The sequence below is a fragment of the Pseudomonas sp. PDM20 genome, assembly GCF_014852575.3.
GTDB lineage: Bacteria > Pseudomonadota > Gammaproteobacteria > Pseudomonadales > Pseudomonadaceae > Pseudomonas.
On record NZ_CM181224.1, the window covers coordinates 5299791 to 5320254 of the forward strand.

Annotated in this window: 20 protein-coding genes; 11 read left to right on the top strand and 9 right to left on the bottom strand. The window is 66.6% G+C overall.

Annotated elements, in window-relative coordinates; translation table 11 throughout:
- Positions 1–225: 225 nt before the first annotated feature.
- From IB261_RS24400 to IB261_RS24410, 3 genes are all read left to right on the top strand, one after another.
- On the top strand, positions 226–2157 hold the full coding sequence (locus IB261_RS24400; protein WP_151188230.1) for a sensor domain-containing diguanylate cyclase: 1932 nt from the start codon (positions 226–228) through the stop codon (positions 2155–2157).
- Between the two features lie 97 nt (positions 2158–2254).
- Complete coding sequence (gene cysZ / locus IB261_RS24405; protein ID WP_081516257.1) at positions 2255–2995, top strand: sulfate transporter CysZ; 741 nt, start codon at positions 2255–2257, stop codon at positions 2993–2995.
- Between the two features lie 83 nt (positions 2996–3078).
- Positions 3079–4275, top strand: a complete 1197-nt coding sequence (locus IB261_RS24410; protein ID WP_151188232.1) for a glycosyltransferase family 4 protein — start codon at positions 3079–3081, stop codon at positions 4273–4275.
- Between the two features lie 2 nt (positions 4276–4277).
- Here the strand turns inward: IB261_RS24410 and IB261_RS24415 are convergent, their stop codons facing one another.
- The 4 genes from IB261_RS24415 to IB261_RS24430 form a co-directional block, all read right to left on the bottom strand.
- Entirely contained in the window at positions 4278–5237 is a 960-nt protein-coding gene (locus IB261_RS24415; RefSeq protein ID WP_192380974.1) for a DegV family protein, read from the bottom strand.
- 244 nt (positions 5238–5481) lie between these two features.
- The gene (locus IB261_RS24420; protein WP_081516260.1) at positions 5482–6594 is read right to left on the bottom strand and encodes an NADH:flavin oxidoreductase; all 1113 of its coding nucleotides are present in this window, start codon (positions 6592–6594) and stop codon (positions 5482–5484) included.
- A gap of 69 nt (positions 6595–6663) precedes the next feature.
- Positions 6664–7254, bottom strand: coding sequence for a TetR/AcrR family transcriptional regulator (locus IB261_RS24425; RefSeq protein WP_192380973.1), 591 nt, complete (start codon positions 7252–7254; stop codon positions 6664–6666).
- 74 nt (positions 7255–7328) lie between these two features.
- Positions 7329–8219: a LysR substrate-binding domain-containing protein gene (locus IB261_RS24430; RefSeq protein ID WP_192209833.1), complete on the bottom strand. Its 891-nt coding sequence runs from the start codon at positions 8217–8219 to the stop codon at positions 7329–7331.
- A gap of 107 nt (positions 8220–8326) precedes the next feature.
- Between IB261_RS24430 and IB261_RS24435 the strand changes: the two genes are divergently transcribed.
- On the top strand, positions 8327–8734 hold the full coding sequence (locus tag IB261_RS24435) for a tautomerase family protein (RefSeq protein ID WP_081516263.1): 408 nt from the start codon (positions 8327–8329) through the stop codon (positions 8732–8734).
- Here the strand turns inward: IB261_RS24435 and IB261_RS24440 are convergent.
- The 3 genes from IB261_RS24440 to IB261_RS24450 form a co-directional block, all read right to left on the bottom strand.
- The gene (locus tag IB261_RS24440; RefSeq protein WP_192380972.1) at positions 8721–9461 is read right to left on the bottom strand and encodes a nitroreductase family protein; all 741 of its coding nucleotides are present in this window, start codon (positions 9459–9461) and stop codon (positions 8721–8723) included. The two genes, IB261_RS24435 and IB261_RS24440, sit on opposite strands and share 14 nt — an antisense overlap.
- Before the next feature lie 112 nt (positions 9462–9573).
- On the bottom strand, positions 9574–10059 hold the full coding sequence (locus IB261_RS24445) for a glutathione peroxidase (protein ID WP_081516265.1): 486 nt from the start codon (positions 10057–10059) through the stop codon (positions 9574–9576).
- Between the two features lie 218 nt (positions 10060–10277).
- Positions 10278–10763, bottom strand: a complete 486-nt coding sequence (locus tag IB261_RS24450; protein ID WP_017519102.1) for an FKBP-type peptidyl-prolyl cis-trans isomerase — start codon at positions 10761–10763, stop codon at positions 10278–10280.
- Here IB261_RS24450 and IB261_RS24455 point away from each other — a divergent pair.
- The 4 genes from IB261_RS24455 to yihG all read left to right on the top strand — a co-directional run bounded on the left by IB261_RS24455 (position 10732) and on the right by yihG (position 15435).
- Complete coding sequence (locus IB261_RS24455) at positions 10732–11064, top strand: DUF3565 domain-containing protein (RefSeq protein ID WP_139791476.1); 333 nt, start codon at positions 10732–10734, stop codon at positions 11062–11064. The genes IB261_RS24450 and IB261_RS24455 overlap by 32 nt on opposite strands.
- Positions 11065–11066: 2 nt before the next feature.
- Positions 11067–12257: an acetate kinase gene (locus tag IB261_RS24460; protein ID WP_081516267.1), complete on the top strand. Its 1191-nt coding sequence runs from the start codon at positions 11067–11069 to the stop codon at positions 12255–12257.
- 61 nt (positions 12258–12318) lie between these two features.
- Entirely contained in the window at positions 12319–14445 is a 2127-nt protein-coding gene (gene pta, locus IB261_RS24465) for a phosphate acetyltransferase (RefSeq protein WP_081516268.1), read from the top strand.
- 81 nt (positions 14446–14526) lie between these two features.
- Complete coding sequence (gene yihG / locus IB261_RS24470) at positions 14527–15435, top strand: 1-acylglycerol-3-phosphate O-acyltransferase, YihG family (protein ID WP_192380971.1); 909 nt, start codon at positions 14527–14529, stop codon at positions 15433–15435.
- 65 nt (positions 15436–15500) lie between these two features.
- On the opposite strand, the gene IB261_RS24475 is transcribed toward yihG, so the two are convergent.
- Both IB261_RS24475 and IB261_RS24480 read right to left on the bottom strand, forming a co-directional pair.
- Positions 15501–16214 (bottom strand): YiaD family glycine zipper/OmpA-like lipoprotein, encoded by a 714-nt coding sequence (locus IB261_RS24475; RefSeq protein ID WP_081516270.1) that lies wholly within the window; start codon positions 16212–16214, stop codon positions 15501–15503.
- A gap of 85 nt (positions 16215–16299) precedes the next feature.
- Complete coding sequence (locus tag IB261_RS24480; protein WP_081516271.1) at positions 16300–16941, bottom strand: MBL fold metallo-hydrolase; 642 nt, start codon at positions 16939–16941, stop codon at positions 16300–16302.
- Positions 16942–17060: 119 nt separating this feature from the next.
- Between IB261_RS24480 and IB261_RS24485 the strand changes: the two genes are divergently transcribed.
- The 3 genes from IB261_RS24485 (at position 17061) to IB261_RS24495 (ending at position 20362) form a co-directional block, all read left to right on the top strand.
- Positions 17061–17873 (top strand): LuxR C-terminal-related transcriptional regulator, encoded by an 813-nt coding sequence (locus IB261_RS24485; RefSeq protein ID WP_192380970.1) that lies wholly within the window; start codon positions 17061–17063, stop codon positions 17871–17873.
- 183 nt (positions 17874–18056) lie between these two features.
- Positions 18057–19187 (top strand): histone deacetylase-like amidohydrolase, encoded by a 1131-nt coding sequence (locus IB261_RS24490; protein ID WP_192380969.1) that lies wholly within the window; start codon positions 18057–18059, stop codon positions 19185–19187.
- Positions 19184–20362 (top strand): MFS transporter, encoded by a 1179-nt coding sequence (locus IB261_RS24495; protein WP_192223917.1) that lies wholly within the window; start codon positions 19184–19186, stop codon positions 20360–20362. The genes IB261_RS24490 and IB261_RS24495 overlap by 4 nt, the downstream gene beginning before the upstream one ends.
- The last annotated feature ends 102 nt before the right edge of the window (positions 20363–20464 follow it).

Consider the following 20464-nt stretch of genomic DNA (forward strand, 5'->3'; position numbering starts at 1 on the left):
GATAAGTCAGGGATTTCCGCAGTCGCGCCGGACTCCTTGAGATAAGTCAGGGAGCTGCGGAACGACCCTCGAACTTGTTCGATAGCAGATGGCGCGCAGCTTACCGCCGCCGCTGCGTCCTGCTGAAATGTCCAATATCAATGCCCTCCATAGGCTGCCCCTATGCAGCGGGCACCCATTGCCTGGATGGCTAGACTCAAGAAATCAAAGGTCACCCGTATCACCATGAACCTTCGCGCCCGCCTGCTATGGCTGTGCCTGCCCCTGTTCATCGCGAGCCTTGCCGGGGTCTGGCTGCTGTCGGACATGATCCTGCTCGACCGCTTCGACCGCGGGGACCGCCAGCGCCTGGCCGACGAGGTGCGCATCGTCCACAACCGCATCGCCTACGAGAAGCAGCGCAACCTCGATATCGTCCACAGCTATGCCTGGTGGGACGCCAGCTACCAGTTCATGCGCCTGCCACAGACGCGCTTCGTCGAGGACAACCTGGACCAGGACCTGCTCGGCATACTCGGCTTCGACTACGTGCTCTACGTCGACCGCGACGGGCGCATTCTCGCCCAGCAGTGGAAGCTCGACGAACTGGCCCAGCGCTTCCCCGGCCAGCAGGTGCCGGCCCCCGCCCAGTTGCGCCAGGGCATTCTCAGCACCGCGCTGCGCCTGGGCGCGCTGGACATCGACGGCGACCCACGTCACAGCCTCGACCAGTTGCTGCAGGTCGAGGGCATCCCGCAGCTGTTGCTCAGCTACCCGATCAGCAATACCTCCGGCACCGCCGAGCCGGCGGGCGCGGTCATCGCCGGCGTGCTGCTCGACAATGCGCGCATGTCCAACCTGCAGACCCAGATGGGCGCGACCCTGCGCCTGGTGCAGGACGAGGTGAAAGGCAACGACTGGCGTACCCTGAACATCCCTACCGGGCGCGGCGCCACCCTGCTCAGCCCGCGGCGCCTGCTGGACGAGAACAGCCAGCAGATGTCACTGCTCTACCTCGACTCCCACGGCAAGCCGCAACTGCGCCTGGAGCTCACCAGCCCGCGGCCGCTTTACCAGCAGGGCCAACAGTCCGTGCGGCTGTTCCTCTACCTGACGCTGGCACTGCTCGGCGGCGCCATCCTGCTGGCCTACGTGGCGCTGGAATTCCGCATCATCCGCCGCGTCACCAGCATGAACCGCGAGGTCGCGGTCATCGGCCAGGACGACACGCCCTCGCGCCTGAGCCCCCAGGGCACGGACGAACTGGGCCAACTGGCGAACGAGATGAACCGCACCCTCGACCGCCTGGAACAGAGTGAGGCGCGCGACCGGGCGATCCTCGACGCGATCCGCGACGGCTACTTCGAGATGGACACCAAAGGCATCATCCGCACCCTCAACCCGGCGCTGTGCCGAATGCTCGGCTACAACGCCGAGCAACTGAGCGGCCAGCACTTCAGCATCCTGCTGCAGGAGCAGGACCTGCTCCGCGCTCGCAGCCTCTACCAGCAGGCCCGCGACGACGAGCAGGAAACCACCTTCTCCGCGCCCTTCAAGCGCCGCGACGGCCGCCTGGTCAGCTGCGAGACGCGGCTCTCGGCGATCCGTGACGGCCAGGGCGAATTCCAGGGATTCCGCGGCATCCTGCGCGACATCAGCGACCAGGTGGCCTACCAGAAGCAACTCATCGACCTGGCCTACCGCGACACCCTCACCGAGCTGGGCAACCGCAAGGCGTTCAACGAACAGTTGCAGCAGGCCGTCGTGCACAGCAACCGGGTCGCGCTGCTGTACATCGACCTGGACCGTTTCAAGCAGGTCAACGACCGCTTCGGCCACGCCCTCGGCGATGCCCTGCTCAGCACGGTCGGTGAGCGCATGCGCGGCAGCCTGCGCCAGCCGGACCAGGCCTTCCGCCTGGGCGGCGACGAATTCGCCGTGCTGCTGGAGAACGCCGAGCCGGATCAGGCCGAAGCCCTGGGCTTGCGCCTGCTGGCGGTGCTCGGCGCCGAATACCACCTGGGCGGCCAGGTGATCGACTTCGTCACCCCCAGCATCGGCATCGCCTTCTACCCACAGGATGCCGGCGACGCCGACGCCCTCACCCGCGCCGCCGACATCGCCATGTACCAGGCCAAGCAGGAACGCAACCGCTGCTATCGCTACACGGCAGCCTGAGCGCCGGCCCGCGAACACATACCCGGCAAAACAGACGGCTCGCCGGCCGTTCGCCGGGTCTGCTAAGGTCGCCTACGGTTCAACCCTGGAGAATCCGATGTCCACCCTGAGCGGCCCGCAATACCTCAGCGAAGGCCTGAAACTGATGATGCGCCCCGGCCTGCGACTGTTCGTCCTGCTGCCCCTGAGCATCAACATCCTGCTGTTCGTCGGCCTGATCGGCTTCGCCATCAACCAGTTCAGCCACTGGGTCGATTGGCTGATGCCCAGCCTGCCGGACTGGCTCAGCTTCCTGCAGTTCATCCTCTGGCCGCTGTTCGTGGCGCTGGTGCTGCTGATCGTGTTCTTCACCTTCACCATGATCGCCAACATCATCGCCGCGCCGTTCAATGGCTTCCTCGCGGAGAAGGTCGAGGTGGTGGTGCGTGGCACCGATGACTTCCCCGAATTCAGCTGGGGCGAGCTGATGGCCATGGTGCCGCGCACCATCGGCCGCGAGCTGCGCAAGCTCGGCTACTTTCTGCCGCGCGCCATCGCGCTGTTCATCCTCAGCCTGATCCCCGGCCTGAACCTGATTGCCGCGCCGCTGTGGCTGATTTTCGGCGTATGGATGATGGCCGTGCAGTACATCGACTACCCGGCGGACAACCACAAGCTGGGTTGGAACGAGATGCTCGCCTGGCTGCGCAGCAAGCGCTGGGCATGCATGGGCTTTGGCGGCATCACCTACCTGGCGCTGCTGATCCCGGTGGTCAACCTGGTTGCCATGCCCGCCGCCGTGGCCGGCGCGGTGCTGTTCTGGGTGCGCGAGGGCGGGGACAAGGCGCTGGTGAAGTAATCACCGACGCCGCCCGAGCCGCTGTCACCTATCGATCATCGCTCTGTCATCGGCGCGCCACCGCGCGCCGGGACACTGCAAGCATGACCACGACTCCCCTGCGCATCGCGCTGATCAGCGAAACCTTTCCGCCGGAAATCAACGGCGTTGCCAACACCCTTGGCCGGTTGGCCTCGGGGCTGTTGCGCCTCGGACACCAGATCCAGGTCGTGCGCCCGCGCCAGCAGGGCGACGAAGGCCGTCACAGCGATGGCGAACTCGTGCTCACCCGTGGCTGGCCGCTGCCCGGCTACCCCGGCCTGCAATGGGGCCAGTCGTGCCTGCACAAGCTGCTGCGCCACTGGAACAGTACCCGCCCGGACGTGCTCTACATCGCCACCGAAGGCCCGCTCGGCCTCGCCGCCCTGCGCGCCGCGCGGCGCCTGCGGATTCCGGTGATCAGCGGCTTCCACACCAATTTCCAGCAGTACAGCGCGCACTACGGCTTTGGCCCGCTGATGCGCCTGGTGACGCTGTACCTGCGCTGGTTCCACAATCGCACCCAGCAGACCCTGGTGCCCAGCGCCAGCCAGTCGGTGGAGTTGCAACGGCGCGGTTTCGAGCGCCTGGCGCAGCTCTCGCGCGGCGTCGACAGCAAACTGTTCAACCCCGCGCGGCGCGACGAAGCGCTGCGCCGCGAATGGGGCCTGGGCGAGCGCGACGTCGCCGTGCTGCACGTCGGCCGGCTGGCGGCGGAGAAGAATCTGTCGCTGCTGGGCAGCAGCTTCCGCGCGCTGTGCGCGGCGCACCCGCAGCTCAAGCTGCGCCTGGTCATAGTCGGCGACGGCCCGCAGCGCACACAGCTGCAGAAGGAGTTGCCCGAAGCGGTGTTCTGCGGCCTGCAACGCGGCGAGGAACTGGCCCGGCACTACGCCAGTGGCGACCTGTTCCTGTTTCCCAGCCTGTCGGAAACCTTCGGCAACGTGGTCCTGGAAGCCTTGGCTTCAGGGCTGGGCGTGGTGGCTTTCGACCAGGCAGCCGCCGGCCAGCACATTCGCCACGGGCACAACGGCGTGCTCGGCGTGCCGGGGGAAGAGCAGAGCTTCTTCGAAGCCGCGAGCTGGTTGCTGGGCGACCCGGAGCGCCTGCGCCGGGTGCGCCTCAACGCGCGCCACCACGCCATCCATCAGGCGTGGGACACGGTGGTCGAGCGTTTCGAGGGCTATCTGCAGGCAGCCTGCCGCACAGCCTTGCCGGGGAAGAACCCCGGCGGCCTGGGGCACCCTGAAATCCACAAATAGGATCAGGTGAAGGGCTTGGGCTCGGCGGCGAAGGACAGGCTCATGGCGCCCGCGCCGAGGTTGATGCCACCCGTGGGGCTGAGCATCGCCAGGTGTACCTGGATGCCTTTTGCCTCGCAGGCATCCTCCAGCGCCGCGAATCCGGGCAGGTCGCGCAGGGCGGAAGGATCGCCGGCGTAGCTCAGGCACATCTGCGGCGCCAGCAGCTCGCCCGCCTCGACCCGCGCACGGGCGAAGTTGAGCAGGCGCTCGGCGGACTTCTCGTAGTTCGGCGACACCGATACCGGCTTGTCCTCGCCCTGTACCAGGCTCAGCACCGGTTTCATGTCGAGCATCGAGCCCAGGCCGAGGAAGGCACCGCGCAGGCGGTCGCCGATGCTGCTGCGGTCGCCCTTCTGGAAGCCCCGGCGGCGGATGTGCCCCAGGTCGCTGGCGACCAGGAAGGTGTTCATCTGCTGGCTGAGCTGTTCCAGGCGGGTGCGTACGGCGTTGGGATGCTGGTCTTCGCTGAGCAGGCGCACGCCTTCGGCGGCCAGCACGGCAAGGCCGGCGAATACGGTCTGGCTGTCGATCACCCGCAACGCGAACGGCCCGGCGATGCCGGCGGCGGCGCGGCGCTCCTTGTAGCTCTGCAGCAGGCTGAAGGAGGCCTGGGTGGCGTGCTCGAAGATCGGGCTGCGCTGGCTGGTCACGGTCAGGCAGATCACGTAGTCGAAGTCGGTGACCAACTGCTCCAGGAACCAGTCGTGGGTCTGCGCCGGCGTCAGCGGTTCGCTGCCGTCCTCCGGGCCAACCTTGGGCAGGTCCTGGGAATAGAATTTGAGGGTGGTGTCGGGATCGCGGTCATCGACGATGCGCCGCTCGCCCACACGGATACCGATGGGCAGTACGCGAATGTTGTTGGCAGCAAGGAATTCCGGGGGAAGGTCACAGGTTGCATCGACCACCAAGCCGATCCGCATGTCTTACTCCTATGGCCGTATCCCGGCCTATTTTTGTGTGAACGCCGTCATACTCTGCCCGTTTCGGACTGGGAAGTCAGCATGCGGAAAGGTGGGTCTCGGAAAAGATTTGTAAACGCCTAGGACGGTGCTTTCAGACCATTCAGGCCATCAATACCACGCCATAACCGAGACGCTCCTGCGAAAAGCAAAAAGCCCCTGGCACCGAAGGCGCCAGGGGCTTTTCATTTCAACGAAGCGCCGATCAGGCCAGCGACATCAGCGCATCGCGGCTGAAGGGCTTGATGTCCTCCAGGCGGCCGTCACGCACTTTCACTGCCCAGTCCGGATCGACCAGCAGGGCGCGGCCGACGGCTACCAGGTCGAACTCTTCCTTGTTCAGGCGCTCCAGCAGCCCGTCGATACCCGACGGCTGCGCGACTTCCTCGGTGTTGCCGAAGAAGGCGAGGAACTCGCTGCCATCCAGGCCGACGTTGCCGACTGTGATGGTCGGTTTGCCGGTGAGCTGGCGGGTCCAGCCGGCCAGGTTGAGGTCGGAGCCTTCGAATTCCGGAATCCAGAAGCGGCGGGTGGAGCAGTGGAAGATGTCCACGCCGGCATCCGACAGCGGCTTGAGGAAGGCTTCCAGCTCTTCGGCGGTCTGCACCAGGCGGGCGCTGTAGTCCTGCTGCTTCCACTGGGAGAAGCGGAAGATGATCGGGTAGTCGGGGCCGACGGCCGCGCGCACGGCCTGGATCAGCTCGATGGCGAAGCGCGAACGGTTGGCCAGGCTGCCACCGTATTCGTCGGTGCGCTTGTTGCTGCCGTCCCAGAAGAACTGGTCGATCAGGTAGCCGTGGGCGCCGTGGATTTCCACGCCGTCCATGCCGATGGCCTTCGCGTCGACGGCGGCCTGGGCGAAGGCGGCGATGACGTCCTGGATGTCCTGCCTGGTCATCTCATGGACCAGCACGGTGCCGTCCTTTTCCTTGCCGCTGGGGCCGTAACCCGGAACGCTGGCGTCCGGCTCGGTACCCAGGCGGCGCACGGCGCCGACGTGCCACAGTTGCGGGACGATCTTGCCGCCTTCGGCATGCACGGCGTCGACCACCTGCTTCCAGCCGGCCAGGGCGTCTTCACCGTAGAAGCGCGGTACGTTCGGGTAACCGTTGGCGGCCTTGTGGTTGACCGTGGTGCCTTCGGTGACGATCAGGCCGACGCCGGCAGCGGCGCGGCGACGGTAGTACTCGACCACCTGGGCATGGGGTACGCCGCCCGGGGTGAAGTTGCGGGTCATCGGCGCCATCACGATGCGCGTGGGCAGTTCCAGGCCGCCCAGGCGGAAGGGCGAGAACAGGGTGTCTACGGATGCGGTCATTGAGGTCTCCATGACGACCAGGCGACCGGTCGTCTCGTTTTTGGAAAGGAAAATGATGACTCAGGCAGATCAGGCCTGAAGCAGGTGCTCCAGGCGTTCGATAAAGCGCTCCACCGGTTTGAGCGAGGCACTGACTTTCATCCGTGCCAGCACGCCCTGCCAGGCGTTGCCGATGAACTCGGCGAGGGATTCGGCGTTTTCCGCTGCCGGCAGCTCACCAGCGCGCTGGGCGTCGATCAGGCAGCCACGCAAGGTATCGATGGACTGCTGGAGGATGCCGTCGACCCGCTCGGCGATGGCCGGCGACAGCTCGGCCATCTCGAAGCTCAGGCTGCCGATGAAGCAGTGGTATTCGAGCTTCTCCTGGCGGGCGAAATGCGCCAGCAGTTCGCGGTAATAGGTGAGGATGCGCGCACGCGGGCCCAGTGCCGGGTTGCCCAGCGCCTCGGCGTAGCGCGCCAGGCGCGGTGCGTACAGGTGCTCCAGGGCCTGCAGGGCAAAGTCTTCCTTGCTCTCGAAGTAGTGATAGAAGGAGCCCTTGGGGATGCCGGCGGCCTGGACGATGTCCTGTACGCCGGTGCCGTGGTAGCCGCTGCGGGTCATCGCCAGGGAGCCCTTGGCGAGGATCAGGTCGCGTTTGTCGAGTCGGATGCTGTTCATGGGCGCAAGAATATGACCGGTCGTCTCGCTTTTTCCAGCACCATTGATCGCAGTGATTTTCCTCCAGAAACGAATCAGCGAATCGCCGGGCTTTCCAGCAGCTCTGCCAAGCCTTCCTGCAACAGTTCGCGCAGGCGCTCCACCACTGCTTCCGGCTCGGCTTCGCTGCGATGCAGGCACAGGCCCAGCGGCGCCATCAACGGCAGGCCGGCGCGCTCGGCGTCCAGCCGTTCGACGCTGGCCGGCAGACCGATCGGTGTGCGCAGGCCGACGCCCAGCCCGGCGCCGACTCCCGCCCAGATGCCGGACAACCCGGCACTGGTGAACGCCACGCGCCAGGGGATACCGGCGCGATCCAGCGCCGCCGTTGCCGCGCTGCGCAGCAGGCACGGCGCCTCCAGCATCACCAGTGGCAAGGGTTCCGCGCCGGGAGATGGGAGTGCGTCCGGCGCACCGATCCAGCATTGCGTCACGGCGCCGATGCGCTCCATGTGCGGCGTGCGTTCGCCGGTTTCCCAGGCCAGCGCCAGGTCCAGTTCACCGTTGCGCACACCTTCGATGAGTTGCTGATTGCGTGCCGTGCGTACCTCGATGCGCACCTTGGGGTGGGCGCGGGCGAAGCGTGCCAGCACGGCGGGCAGCAGGGTTTCGCCGAAGTCTTCCTGCAGACCAAGGCGCACCCGGCCTTCCAGCGAGCCACCGCGCAAGGCGCCGGCGGCTTCGTCGTTCAACTCCAGCAGCCGGCGGGCATAGGCCAGCAGCGTCTCGCCCGCCTCGGTCAGCGCCATGCCACGCCCCTCACGGCGCAGCACCGGAGTGCCGGCCTGCTCTTCCAGCTTCTTCAGCTGCGCGCTGACGGCGGAAGTGGAACGCCCCAGGCGATCCGCCGCGCGGGCGAAGCTGCCCAGCTCGATGCCGGTGACGAAGGTGCGCAGCACGTCGAGGTCGAAGTTGATGCGCGCCATGGCAACCATCCTGATTATTCGAACTATCGATCAAATATTTCCCGATTTTCCGAATCAACTTGCCGGGCTAGCCTGAACTCGTCAATCACTCACCGAGGAACGGCGCCATGCCTACCGTCCGCATCTCCCTGCTCAAGGGCAAGCAGCCCGACTACCTGCGCGAACTCGCCGACACCGTCTACGACGCCATGCACGAGGCCTTCAACGTACCGGAAGGCGACCAGTTCGTGATGATCCACCAGCACGAGGCGGAAGAATTCGTCTTCAACCGCCACTACCTGGGCGGGCCGCGCAGCGACGACTTCGTGCTGATCGCCATCACCATCGGCCGGCCACGGGACTCGCAGACCCGGCAGGCGTTCTACCGGCGGCTGAACGCGTTGCTGGGCGAACGACTGGGCATAGCCAGCGAGGACGTGATGGTGCAGATCACCAACAGCGACGCGGACGACTGGTCCTTCGGCGGCGGGCGCATGGGTGTGCTGACGCGTCCCGATGCAGTCAGTGCCAGCTGACGCGCTGCTCCAGCGGAAAACGCAGGCGCGGGTTGTAGACACCGTTGTCGGCAGCCCGCCCGGCGGCCAGCAGCATGATCGGCACCGCGCCACGGGGAATCTGCAGTACCTTGCGCAGCCGCACCTCGTCGAAGCCTTCCATGGGGCAGGTGGCGTAGCCGTGGCTCTGCAGGGCGAGCATCAGGTTCTGCGCCGCCAACGCGGTGGACTTCACTGCCCACAGGCGCATCTCGGCGTGGCTGTTGGGCTGACGCATCAGCGCACGGCGGCGGCCGACCACCGCGTACAGCGCGCGCTTGAACAGCCCGCGCAGGCCGAACGCACCCTGGTTGTACTGGAAGGGCGCGGTGCGCTGGTAGAAGTCGCGCACCTTCTCCGGCACCTGCGGCTCGGGCCACTGGTCGAGGACGGCCGCGCAGGACTCGCGCCAGGTATCCGGCCGCGCCAGCACGGCAATCAGCACCGGCGCCGTGCGCGCCGCATTCTGCCCCAGGCACACCGGCGCCAGCTGGCGGCGCAGTTCGGCATCGCGGATCACCTGGAAGCTCCACGGCTGCAGGTTGCAGGCATTGGGCGCCAGCACTGCCTGTTCCAGACAGTCGCGCAGCACGGCATCCGGCACCGGCTCATCGAGGAATCGCCGCACCGCGCGGCGCCGTTCGATCAGGGCGCGCAAGGCATCGGGGGTGGCGGGCAGACAGGCGGACTCAGCGGCGAAACGGCTCATGGCGGGCTCCGGAAGCAGGTCGCCCGATTAAGCCGTCACCCCTGGCGTGGAGCAAGACGAAAGGGAGAAATGCCGGCGGGATTGGCGCTTGCGCCCTCTCCCGCCGGGAGGATCAGGCGCCCAGCGCCTTCTCGATGGCCTGGATCAGCGCCGGATCATCCGGCGTGGTGCGCGGGCTGAAGCGGGCCAGCACGCGGCCATCCGGGCCGAGGAGGAACTTCTCGAAGTTCCAGGTGATGTCGCCGGGGAACTCGGCGCCCTCGCCCGCCAGCAGGCGGTACAGCGGGTGGCGCTCTGAGCCGTTGACCTCGAGCTTGCCCGACATCGGGAAGCTCACCCCGTAGTTCAGCGAGCAGAACGACTGGATCTCGGATTCGCTGCCCGGCTCCTGCCCGGCGAACTGGTTGCACGGCAGACCCAGTACCACGAAACCCTGATCCTTGTATTGCTGGTAGAGCTGCTCCAGACCGGTGTACTGCGGAGTCAGGCCGCATTTCGAGGCGACGTTGACCACCAGCACGACCTTGCCCTTGAGCGGGGCCAGCGGCAGATCCTGGCCGTCGAGACCATGCAGCGTCAGATCGTGAAAAGCGCTCATTGCTTGCTCCTTGAAGAGGTAGGCACAAAGTGCCCGCGCAGGGAGCGGACAACGCGTCCGTCGTGCTGCGCAATCCCAGTCGATACGGGAAAAATGCCCTGGCATTCTTTGCAGTTACAGCGACTTGCATGAGAAAGGCGCCCGAAGGCGCCTTTCACGATTGAGCGTAGCAGCTCAATGATGGCTTCACCCGGTCGGGGCCGACCGGGTGACAGCAATCAGTGGTGGTGACCACCTTCGCCATGGACGTGGCCATGGGCAACTTCTTCGGCGGAAGCGTCGCGGATGTCGACCACTTTCACCTTGAAGTTCAGGCGCTGGCCAGCCAGCGGGTGGTTGCCGTCGACGATCACGTCATCGCCTTCGATGTCGCGGATGGTGACGATCTGCATGCCGCCGTCCGGAGCGGAAGCGTGGAACTGCATGCCGACTTCCAGCTCGTCCACGCCTTCGAACATTTCGCGGGTCAGGGTGGCAACCAGCTCGGCGCTGTACTCGCCGTAGGCATCGGCCGGCTCGACGGTCACGTCCAGCTCGTCACCGACCTGCTTGCCTTCCAGGGCCTTTTCCAGGCCGCCGATGATGTTGTGGGCACCGTGCAGGTAGACCAGCGGAGCGCCGCCGGCGGAGCTGTCGATGACCTCACCCGCGTCGTTGGTCAGGGTATAGTCGATGGAAACCGCCTTGTTGGCCGCGATCTGCATGGTTCGAAACCTATCTGATATAGAAGTTGAGCGCGTAAGTTTACGCGGCGACGCCCCCGAATGCGACCCGAAGACGGACGGACGGGATCACGCGGCCCCGCCGCGCCTGCTTGACTTTCATCAGGACGAAGACGGCCACTGGGTGGCAGTCTTGTCCTGCGGTCACACCCAGCACCTGCGCCACCAGCCACCCTGGCAGTCGCGGCCCTGGGTGTTGGACCCGCAGCAGCGCATGGCGCAGATCGGCCGCTGGTTCCCCTGCGGCTGGTGCGCCAAGGATTCCGACAGCAACAAGGAGTAGGCATGCCGGCTCGCAATATCCTGGTGATCAACTGCGGTAGTTCGTCGATCAAGTTCGCTCTGGTTCGAGAGGGACGCGACGATTTCATCCTCCACGGCCTGGCCGAACGCCTCGGCGCCAACGGCGCCAGCCTGCGCTGGCAAGGCGAGACCGACGAGCAGCCGCAGACCCTGGAGCTGCCCGGCGCCGACCACAAGGCCGCCCTCGCCCGCCTGCTGCCGCTGGTGGCCCAGGCCGCCCAGGGCGAGCTGCACGCCATCGGCCACCGCGTGGTGCACGGCGGCGAGCGCTTCACCCAGGCCTCGCGCCTGACCGAAGAAGTGCTCAGCGCCATCCGCGAGACCTCGCCCCTGGCGCCGCTGCACAACCCGGCGAACCTGGTGGGCATCGACGCCGCCATGGCGCTGTACCCGGACCTGCCGCACATCGCGGTGTTCGACACCGCCTTCCACCAGAGCCTGCCCGAGCGCGCCTACCGCTACGCCATCCCCGAACCGCTGTACCGCGAGCAGCACGTACGCCGCTACGGCTTCCACGGAACCAGCCACCGCTACGTCAGCCACAAGGCCGCGGAAATGAGCGGGCTGGCCGTGGGCGACAGCTACTGGCTGTCCGCGCACCTGGGCAACGGCAGCTCCACCTGCGCCATCGCCAACGGCCAGAGCCGCGACACCAGCATGGGCCTGACCCCGCTGGAAGGGCTGATGATGGGCACCCGCTCCGGTGACGTCGACCCGAACCTGCACAGCCACCTGGCGCGCACCCTGGGCTGGAGCCTGGAGAAGATCGACCACATGCTCAACCACGACAGCGGCCTGCTCGGACTGTCGGGGCTGTCCAACGACATGCGCACCCTGGAGAACGCCCGCGAGCAGGGCCACGCCAATGCGGCGCTGGCCATCGAAGTATTCTGTTACCGATTGGCCAAGTCCCTGGCCTCGCTGACCTGTGCGCTGCCGCGCCTGGACGGCATCATCTTCACCGGTGGCATCGGCGAGAACTCCGCGCTGGTGCGCAACCTCACGGTCAAGCACCTGCACGTGCTCAATCTCGAACTCGACGGCGAAGCCAACGCCCGCTGCGTGCGCGGCGTCGGCGGGCCGATCCACCTGCCCGGCCACCCCCGCGTGCTGGTGATCCCCACCAACGAGGAAAAGCAGATCGCACTCGACACCCTGGCAGTGCTCGACTGAAGATTCATCGGTTGTGCCCCACAAGGGCAACTCCCACCCCCGCACGGCTTAAGGAGCCCGGATGCACACCTTCTTCCTCGCGCCGACCGGTTTCGGTGTCGGCCTGACGTCTACCAGCCTGGGCCTGATCCGCGCCCTGCAACGCGCCGGCCTGAAAGTCGGCTTCTTCAAGCCCATCGCCCAGCCCCATGCCGGGGACGACGGCCCGGAGCGCTCCAGCGAACTGGTCGCGCGCACCCACGGGCTCAACGCGCCTACCCCGCTGTCGCTGTCCAAGGTCGAGCGCATGCTCGGCGACGGCCTGCTCGACGAACTGCTCGAGGACATCGTCGGGATGTACAACCGCGCCGCCGTGGACAAGGACGTGATGATCGTCGAGGGCATGGTGCCGACCAAGCACGCCAGCTACGCCGCGCGTATCAACGGCCATCTGGCGCGCAGCGTGGACGCCGAGGTGATCCTCGTCTCCGCGCCGGACAACGAGACGGTGAGCGAGCTGTCCGACCGCATCGAAATCCTTGCCCAGCTGTTCGGCGGCCCGCGCGACCCGCACCTGGCCGGCCTGATCGTGAACAAGGTGCGCGGTGGCGAAAGCGACGACCTGCCGCGTGACGCCGAAGAAGCCGCAAGGCTGTTCGGCGAACGCCTGAAGGAACATTCCCCGCTGCTGCGTGATGGCGACGTGCGCCTGCTCGGCTGCATTCCCTGGCAGGACGAGATGAACGCCCCGCGCACCCGCGACGTGGCCGACCTGCTGGACGCCAGCGTGCTCAACGCCGGCGACTACGAACAACGCCGCGTGCAGAAGATCATCCTCTGCGCGCCCTCGGCGCCCAACACCGTGCACCTGCTCAAACCCGGCGTGCTGGTGGTGGTGCCGGGCGACCGCGACGACATCATCCTCGCCGCCTGCCTGGCCGCCATGAACGGCGTGCCGCTGGCTGGCCTGCTGCTGTGCTCGGGCCTGATGCCGGACGCGCGGATCATGGAGCTGTGCCGCAGCGCGCTGCAGAGCGGCCTGCCGGTACTGACGGTGAAGACCGGCTCCTTCGACACCGCCGGCGACCTGTCGCGGATGAACAAGGAAATCCCGGTGGACGACCGCGAGCGCGCCGAGCGCGTCACCGAGTTCGTCGCCGAACACATCGACTTCGAGTGGCTCAAGGACCGCTGCGGCTCCCCCCATGAGCTGCGCCTGTCGCCGCCGGTATTCCGCTACCAGCTGACCCAGCGCGCCAACCGCGCCGACAAGCGCATCGTCCTGCCCGAAGGCAGCGAGCCGCGCACCGTGCAGGCCGCCGCCATCTGCCACGCCCGCGGCATCGCCCGCTGCGTGCTGCTGGCCAAGCCCGACGACGTGCAGGCCGTGGCGCAGATGCTGGGCATCGTGCTGCCCGAGGACCTGGAAGTGGTCGACCCGGACCTGGTGCGCAGCCGCTACGTCGAGCCCATGGTCGAGCTGCGCAAGGGCAAGAGCCTGAACGCGCCGATGGCCGAGCAGCAGCTGGAAGACAACGTGGTGCTGGGCACCATGATGCTCGCCCTGGACGAAGTGGACGGGCTGGTTTCCGGCGCCATCCACACCACCGCCAACACCATCCGCCCGGCCCTGCAGCTGATCAAGACGGCGCCCGGCTACAACCTGGTGTCCTCGGTGTTCTTCATGCTGCTGCCCGACCAGGTGGTGGTCTATGGCGACTGCGCGGTGAATCCCGATCCTTCGGCCAGTGACCTGGCGGAGATCGCCCTGCAGAGTGCCGCCTCGGCGCAGGCCTTCGGCATCACCCCGCGGGTGGCGATGATCAGCTACTCCACAGGCGACTCCGGAACCGGCGCAGATGTCGAGAAAGTCCGCGAAGCTACGCGCATCGCGCAGGAAAAACGCCCCGATCTGTTGATTGACGGCCCCTTGCAGTATGATGCCGCCGCCATCGCCAGCGTGGGCCGCCAGAAGGCGCCCGACAGCCCGGTGGCCGGACGCGCCAACGTGTATGTGTTCCCCGACCTGAACACCGGGAACACCACCTACAAGGCGGTCCAGCGCAGTGCCGACTGCGTCAGCATCGGGCCAATGCTGCAGGGCTTGCGCAAACCGGTGAACGACCTGTCGCGCGGGGCGCTGGTGGACGACATCGTCTATACCATCGCGCTGACGGCGATCCAGGCGGACAGCGGCAAGGACGGCTGAAACCCAAGGCACGAGGGATGTGCCCAAGAACGCATCACGCGCCCGGCCGACCGGGCGCCTACGTACAAGGACCATTCCTCGATGTTGAGTTTACTCCCGCACACCCTGCGCGGCATCCTCGCCACCCTGATCCTGGTGACGAGCACGCTGTGCTGGTGCATTCCGCTGCTGGGCATGTCGATCATCAAGCTGCTGCTGCCCTTCAAGGCCGCCCAGCTGGCGCTCAGCAAGATCATGAGCGTGATCGCCGAAAGCTGGATCACCTGCAACAAGGGCTGGATGAACCTGGTCCGCAACACCGGCTGGAACGTGCAGGGCCTGCAGGGGCTGCACTACGACCATTCCTACCTGGTCACCAGCAACCACCAGAGCTGGGTGGACATCCTCGTCCTGCAGTACCAGCTCAACCGCCGCATTCCGCTGCTGCGCTTCTTCCTCAAGCAGGAACTGATCTGGGTGCCGGTGATCGGCCTGTGCTGGTGGGCGCTCGATTTCCCGTTCATGAAGCGCTACACCAAGGCCTACCTCGCCAAGCACCCGGAGAAGAAAGGCAAGGACCTGGAAACCACCCGCAAGGCGTGCGCCAAGTTCAGCCGCATTCCGGTGGCGATCTTCAACTTCCTCGAAGGCACCCGCTTCACCCCCGCCAAGCATGACGAGCAGAACTCGCAGTTCCAGCACCTGCTAAAGCCCAAGGCCGGCGGCATCGCCTTCGTCCTCGACGCCATGGGCGAGCAGTTGCGTACCCTGGTCAACGTGACCATCCATTACCCCGACGGCCGCCCGACCTTCTGGTGCCTGCTGTCCGGCCGCCTGCGCTCGGTGGTGGTGCGCTTCGAGGAGCTGGAAATCCCGCGCCAGTTCATCGGCAAGAGCTACGACCAGGACGAGGGCTACCGCGCCGAGTTCCAGCTGTGGGTGAACCAGCTGTGGGAACGCAAGGACCAGTTGCTGACCCAGCTGCACCGGGAATTCCCCGCCAAGGCCTGACCGCTTTTGCAGAACAGCAAGAACGAAAAAGCCCGCCAATCGGCGGGCTTTTTCATGGGCAGTGCTTACTGCTGGTACTGCTGGGTCTGCGCGTTGGGCAGGGCCTTCAGGTTCACTTCCACGCGACGGTTCTGCGCGCGACCGTTGACGTCGGCGTTGGACGCGATCGGCTGGTCCGGGCCCATGCCACGGGTGCTGACGCGGGAAGCGTCGACGCCCTGGGAGGTCAGGTAGGCGGCCACGGACTGCGCACGGCGCTGGGACAGGTCCATGTTGTGCTGGCGGCTGCCGGTGCTGTCGGTGTAGCCGACGATCTCGACGCTGTTCTGGTTGAACTCCTTGAAGGAGTTGGCCAGGTTGTTCAGCGGGGTGTAGAAGGACGGCGCGATGTTCGCCGAATCGGTGGCGAAGGTGATGTTGCCCGGCATGATCAGCTTGATGTCGTCACCCTGGCGCTCGACCTGCACGCCGGTGCCCTGCATCTGCTGGCGCAGCTTGGCTTCCTGCTTGTCGGCGTAGTAGCCGTAGCCGGCGGCGGCGGCACCGATGGCGGCGGCGCCGATCATCGCGCCCTTGCCACGGTTGTCATGGTTGATCGCGGCACCGGCGACGGCACCGGCCAGCGCGCCCAGCGCACCGTATTTGGCAGTCTTGCTCATGCCGCCTTCGGCCGGCGGGGCCTGGGTGTTGGGGTCATAGGGGTTCTGGGAGGCGCAACCGGCCATGAGGGCAAAGGCGGTGGCAGCCGCAACCATGGACAGACTACGTGCGGTGAACATGTCGGATGACTCCTCGAAATAGCGAAACACCCATTAGCGGGCGGCAGGTTAGAGCTTAGGTCGTGCAAATAATTCCGTAGCAACCTTAAGCGCGGATGAAGGGATTCTCCCTCATCTCGTCGCCCAGGTTGGTATCCGGGCCGTGGCCGGTGACCACGGTCGCGTCTTCGTCCAGCGAGTACAGGCGGTCGCGGATCGAGCGCTCGATGGTGGCGTAGTCGCCGCCCCACAGGTCGGTGCGGCCGATGCTGCGACGGAACAGCGTGTCGCCGGCGATCAGCAGCTTGTCCCTGGGGAACCAGAAGCTCATCGAGCCCGGCGTATGACCCGGCGTGTGCAGCGCCACGCCGCAGCCGCAGGCCAGCTCCTCGTCATCGGCCAGCCACTGGTCCGGCGAAGGCACCGGAGTATAGGGGACGCCGAACATGCGGCATTGCATCTCCAAGTTATCCCAGAGGAACTGGTCGTCCTTGTGCAGGTGCAGAGTCGCGCCGGTCTTCTCCTTCATCTGCCCGGAAGCGAGGAAGTGGTCCAGGTGCGCGTGGGTGTGGATGATACTGACCACCTTCAGCCCCAGCGCGTCGAGACGCTGCAGGATGAGCTCGTGGTCGCCGCCCGGATCGACGACGATGGCCTTCTTCGTCAGCGGGTCGCCGATGATGGTGCAGTTGCATTGCAGGGGGCCGACGGGGAAGGTTTCGCGGATGAGGGTAGGCTGATCGGTCATCGGTTACTCCGGAGCGGTGAGCGGCCAGCGAAGCCGGCATGGCAGTCGGCGGCCGAATGGCACCCATATTGCAGCAACTCACCCGGAAAAGAACAAGATCGAATGCAGAGAGCACGCCGATGCAACTGAGCAACCTGCTGGCGACCCAGGCCAGTGCCGACTGGAACCAGAACCTGGCTCGGCTACTGGAGCACAAGGGCCACCCGGACTTCCCGGTGCTGCTGTCGCACAGCCTGCAACCGGTCCTGGCCCATGACAACGTGATCATCAAGACGTACCGCGGCGACGGTTGCCCGCGCATTCTCTACGAGGATTACCCGGACCAGCTCCACGCCGAGTACATCGAGCGCTACCTCGACGGCATGTATCGCCTGGACCCGGTGTCGAACTCGATTCGCGAGGGCATGAGCAGCGGCATCCTGCGCATCAACCAGCGCACCAGCCAGTTGCACGGCAGCGATTACTACAAGCACTACTACCGCGAACTGCGCCTGGACGACGAGATCGACATTCTCTTCGACGATTGCGACGACACCGTGCTGGTGATGTCCATTGGCCGACGCCAGCGCCACCTCGCCAGCACCGCCGAACTGCGCGCCCTGCGCAACCTATACCCGCTGTTGCGGTACCTGCTGGGCGGCTTCGCACAGAGCCGCGAAACCCTCGTCCAGCCGGAAGAGGAAGGCAGCCTCGCGCGGGCCCTGGCCTCCTTCGCAGGTGGCCTGCTGACGCCGCGCGAGCAGGAAATCGCCCGGCTGATGCTGCAGGGCAACTCCAGCAAACTGATCGCCCGCCAGCTGAACATCAGCCAGGCCACCGTCAAGGTGCATCGGCGCAACCTCTATACGCGGCTCGGCGTGCGCTCCGAGCTGCAACTCTGCGACCTGTTCCTCCGCCACTCCGCCAACGGCCTGCTGCCCCTGCCGCGCTGATCCGCGCCTACCCACCCCGTATCGGCACTGTTCCCGCCGGGAACACGGCTGCCTGTTGCCCGCCGGGGCCCCTACCCCCACGGGTGTATTTACCCTCTTCCGGCCCCTTCCTACTCTCGCCGTGCCTTGCCCAGTCCCGCTGCGCACGCTGCAACATCCCGAACAACAACAAGGATCAAGCCAATGACCACGGCATTCGTCTGGCACGAACACTACATGTGGCATGACACCGGCAACTACGCCGGTCTGTTCACTCCCGGCCTGGGGGTCCAGCCCGGCCTGCATTTCGAGAACGCCGAAACCAAGCGCCGGCTTAAGAACCTGCTGGACGTCAGCGGCCTCGGCGAACGCCTGCTGGCGGTCAAGCCGCTGGCGGCGACCGAGGAGCAACTGCTGCGGGTACACACCCCCGGCTACCTCGCGCACCTGCAGGAACTCAGCGCCGGGCGTGGCGGTGACGCCGGCGACAACACGCCCTTCGGCCACGGCAGCTATGACATCGCCCGGCTGTCCGCTGGCGGCGTGATCCAGGCGGTCAAGCACGTGCTGCGCGGCGACGCGCGAAACGCCTATGCCCTGGTGCGGCCGCCGGGCCATCACGCCGAAGCGGACCGCGGCCGCGGCTTCTGCCTGCTGGCCAACGCCGCCCTGGCCGCCCATGTGGCGATGGCCGAACACGGTCTGGAACGCATCGCGGTGGTCGACTGGGACGTGCACCACGGCAACGGCTCGCAGAGCATTTTCTGGGAAGACCCGCGCGTGCTGACCCTCTCCCTGCACCAGGAAGGCAACTATCCCCAGGACTCGGGCTTCGTCGACGAACAGGGCGCTGGCGCCGGCCGCGGCTTCAACCTCAACGTGCCGCTGCCGCCCGGCTGTGGCGAAGGCGCCTACCTGCATGCCTTCGACGAGATCGTGCTGCCGGCCCTGCGCGCCCATCGTCCGCAACTGATCCTGGTGCCCTGCGGCTTCGACGCCGGCGCCCACGACCCGCTCGGGCGGATGATGCTCCACGGCGACGCCTACCGCGCGCTGACCGCCAGGCTGATGGCGCTGGCCGACCAGCTCTGCGATGGCCGCCTGGTGCTGTGCCACGAAGGCGGCTACGAGCCCAACTCGGTGCCCTACTTCGGCCTGGCCGTGATCGAGACGCTCAGTGGCATCGCCACTGACATCCAGGACCCGCACCTGGAGGCGATGCGCGCCCTCTCCGGGCAGCCCCTGGCCGCGCACCAGCGGCAGTGGATCGCCAACCTGCGCGCCCGCTACGACAGCCCCTTGCTCCCGGCCAGCCGGCAAAAGGTGGAAGCATGAACACCCTGACCGCTCCCCTGGTGCTCAATCCGGTGCAGCAACGCCTGCGCCTGCTGGCAGTGGTGCTGTTCTCCGCCATCGGCCCGCTGGTGCTGCTCACCGCACCGGCGCTGGCCAGCCGCTACATCGCCGAACTGGGCCTGGACAACCGCCAGGTCGGCTTCCTGTTCAGCATGGAGCTGGGGGCCATGGCGATCTCCACCATTCCCACCTACTTCTGGATGCGCCGCTACAACTGGCGCCGGATCGCCGCGATCGCCGCTGCCGTGTTCCTTCTCGGCAACCTGCTCAGCGCCGTGCTGATGAGCACGGCGGCACCGTCCTATCCCTTGCTGGTGGCGCTGCGCTTCCTCACCGCGTTCTCCGAGGCGGCGCTGGTGCTGGTGTGCCTGGGCACCGCCGGCACCTTGCCGAACGCGGCGCGGGCATTCGGCCTGTGGGTCACCGGCCAGCTGGTGCTGGCAGCCCTGAGCCTGCAGTTCATGCCGTGGCTGTTCAGCCATTGGCGCGTCGCCAGCTTCTTCCTGCTGATCGCCGTGTTCACCGCCGCCTGCCTGCCGTTGATCCGCTCCCTGCCTGCGGGCAGCGACAATCAGGCCGAAGCCCTGCCGCCCAGCCAGGCACGCGCCGCGCTGGGGAAGATCGCCCTGGGCATGAGCGCGATCTTCCTGTTCTACCTCAGCCTCGCCGGCATCTGGACCTTCGTCGGCGAGCTGGCGCGGACCCAGGGCATCAGCGCCACGGACAGCTCCAGCGCCCTGGCCAGCGCCTCCCTGCTGGGCGTGGTCGGCGCTTCGCTGGCCAGCTGGATCGGCATCCGTGGCCGGCGTGAGTGGCTGCTCGCGCTGGGCTACCTGGCCATGGCGTCGAGCCTGATCGGCCTGCTGGGAGACGTCTCGCTGCTGCGCTACGTACTGGCGGCCTGCGCCTTCAAGTTCGCCTGGACCTTCGCCCTGCCGTTCCTCCTCGCGGCAATCAGCGACTACGACCGCCAGGGCGGCAAGCTGGTGGTGCTGGCCAACCTGGCGATCTGCGGCGGGCTCGCCGTGGGTCCTTCGCTGGCGGCCTGGCTGCTCGGCGAGACGGAGAACTTCAGCCTGCTGCTGCAGGTCTCCGCGGTCATCTGCGCGCTGTCGTTCCTGGCGATCCTGCCGCTGGCCCGCCGCCGCGCCTGACCCGCTCCACCACTACCTCGCGCTTCCCTCCGGCGTGCTTTCGGGCACGCCGCGAGCGGTTGCGCCCTGAACTCCTGCCATCCCAATAACAACAACGCAGAG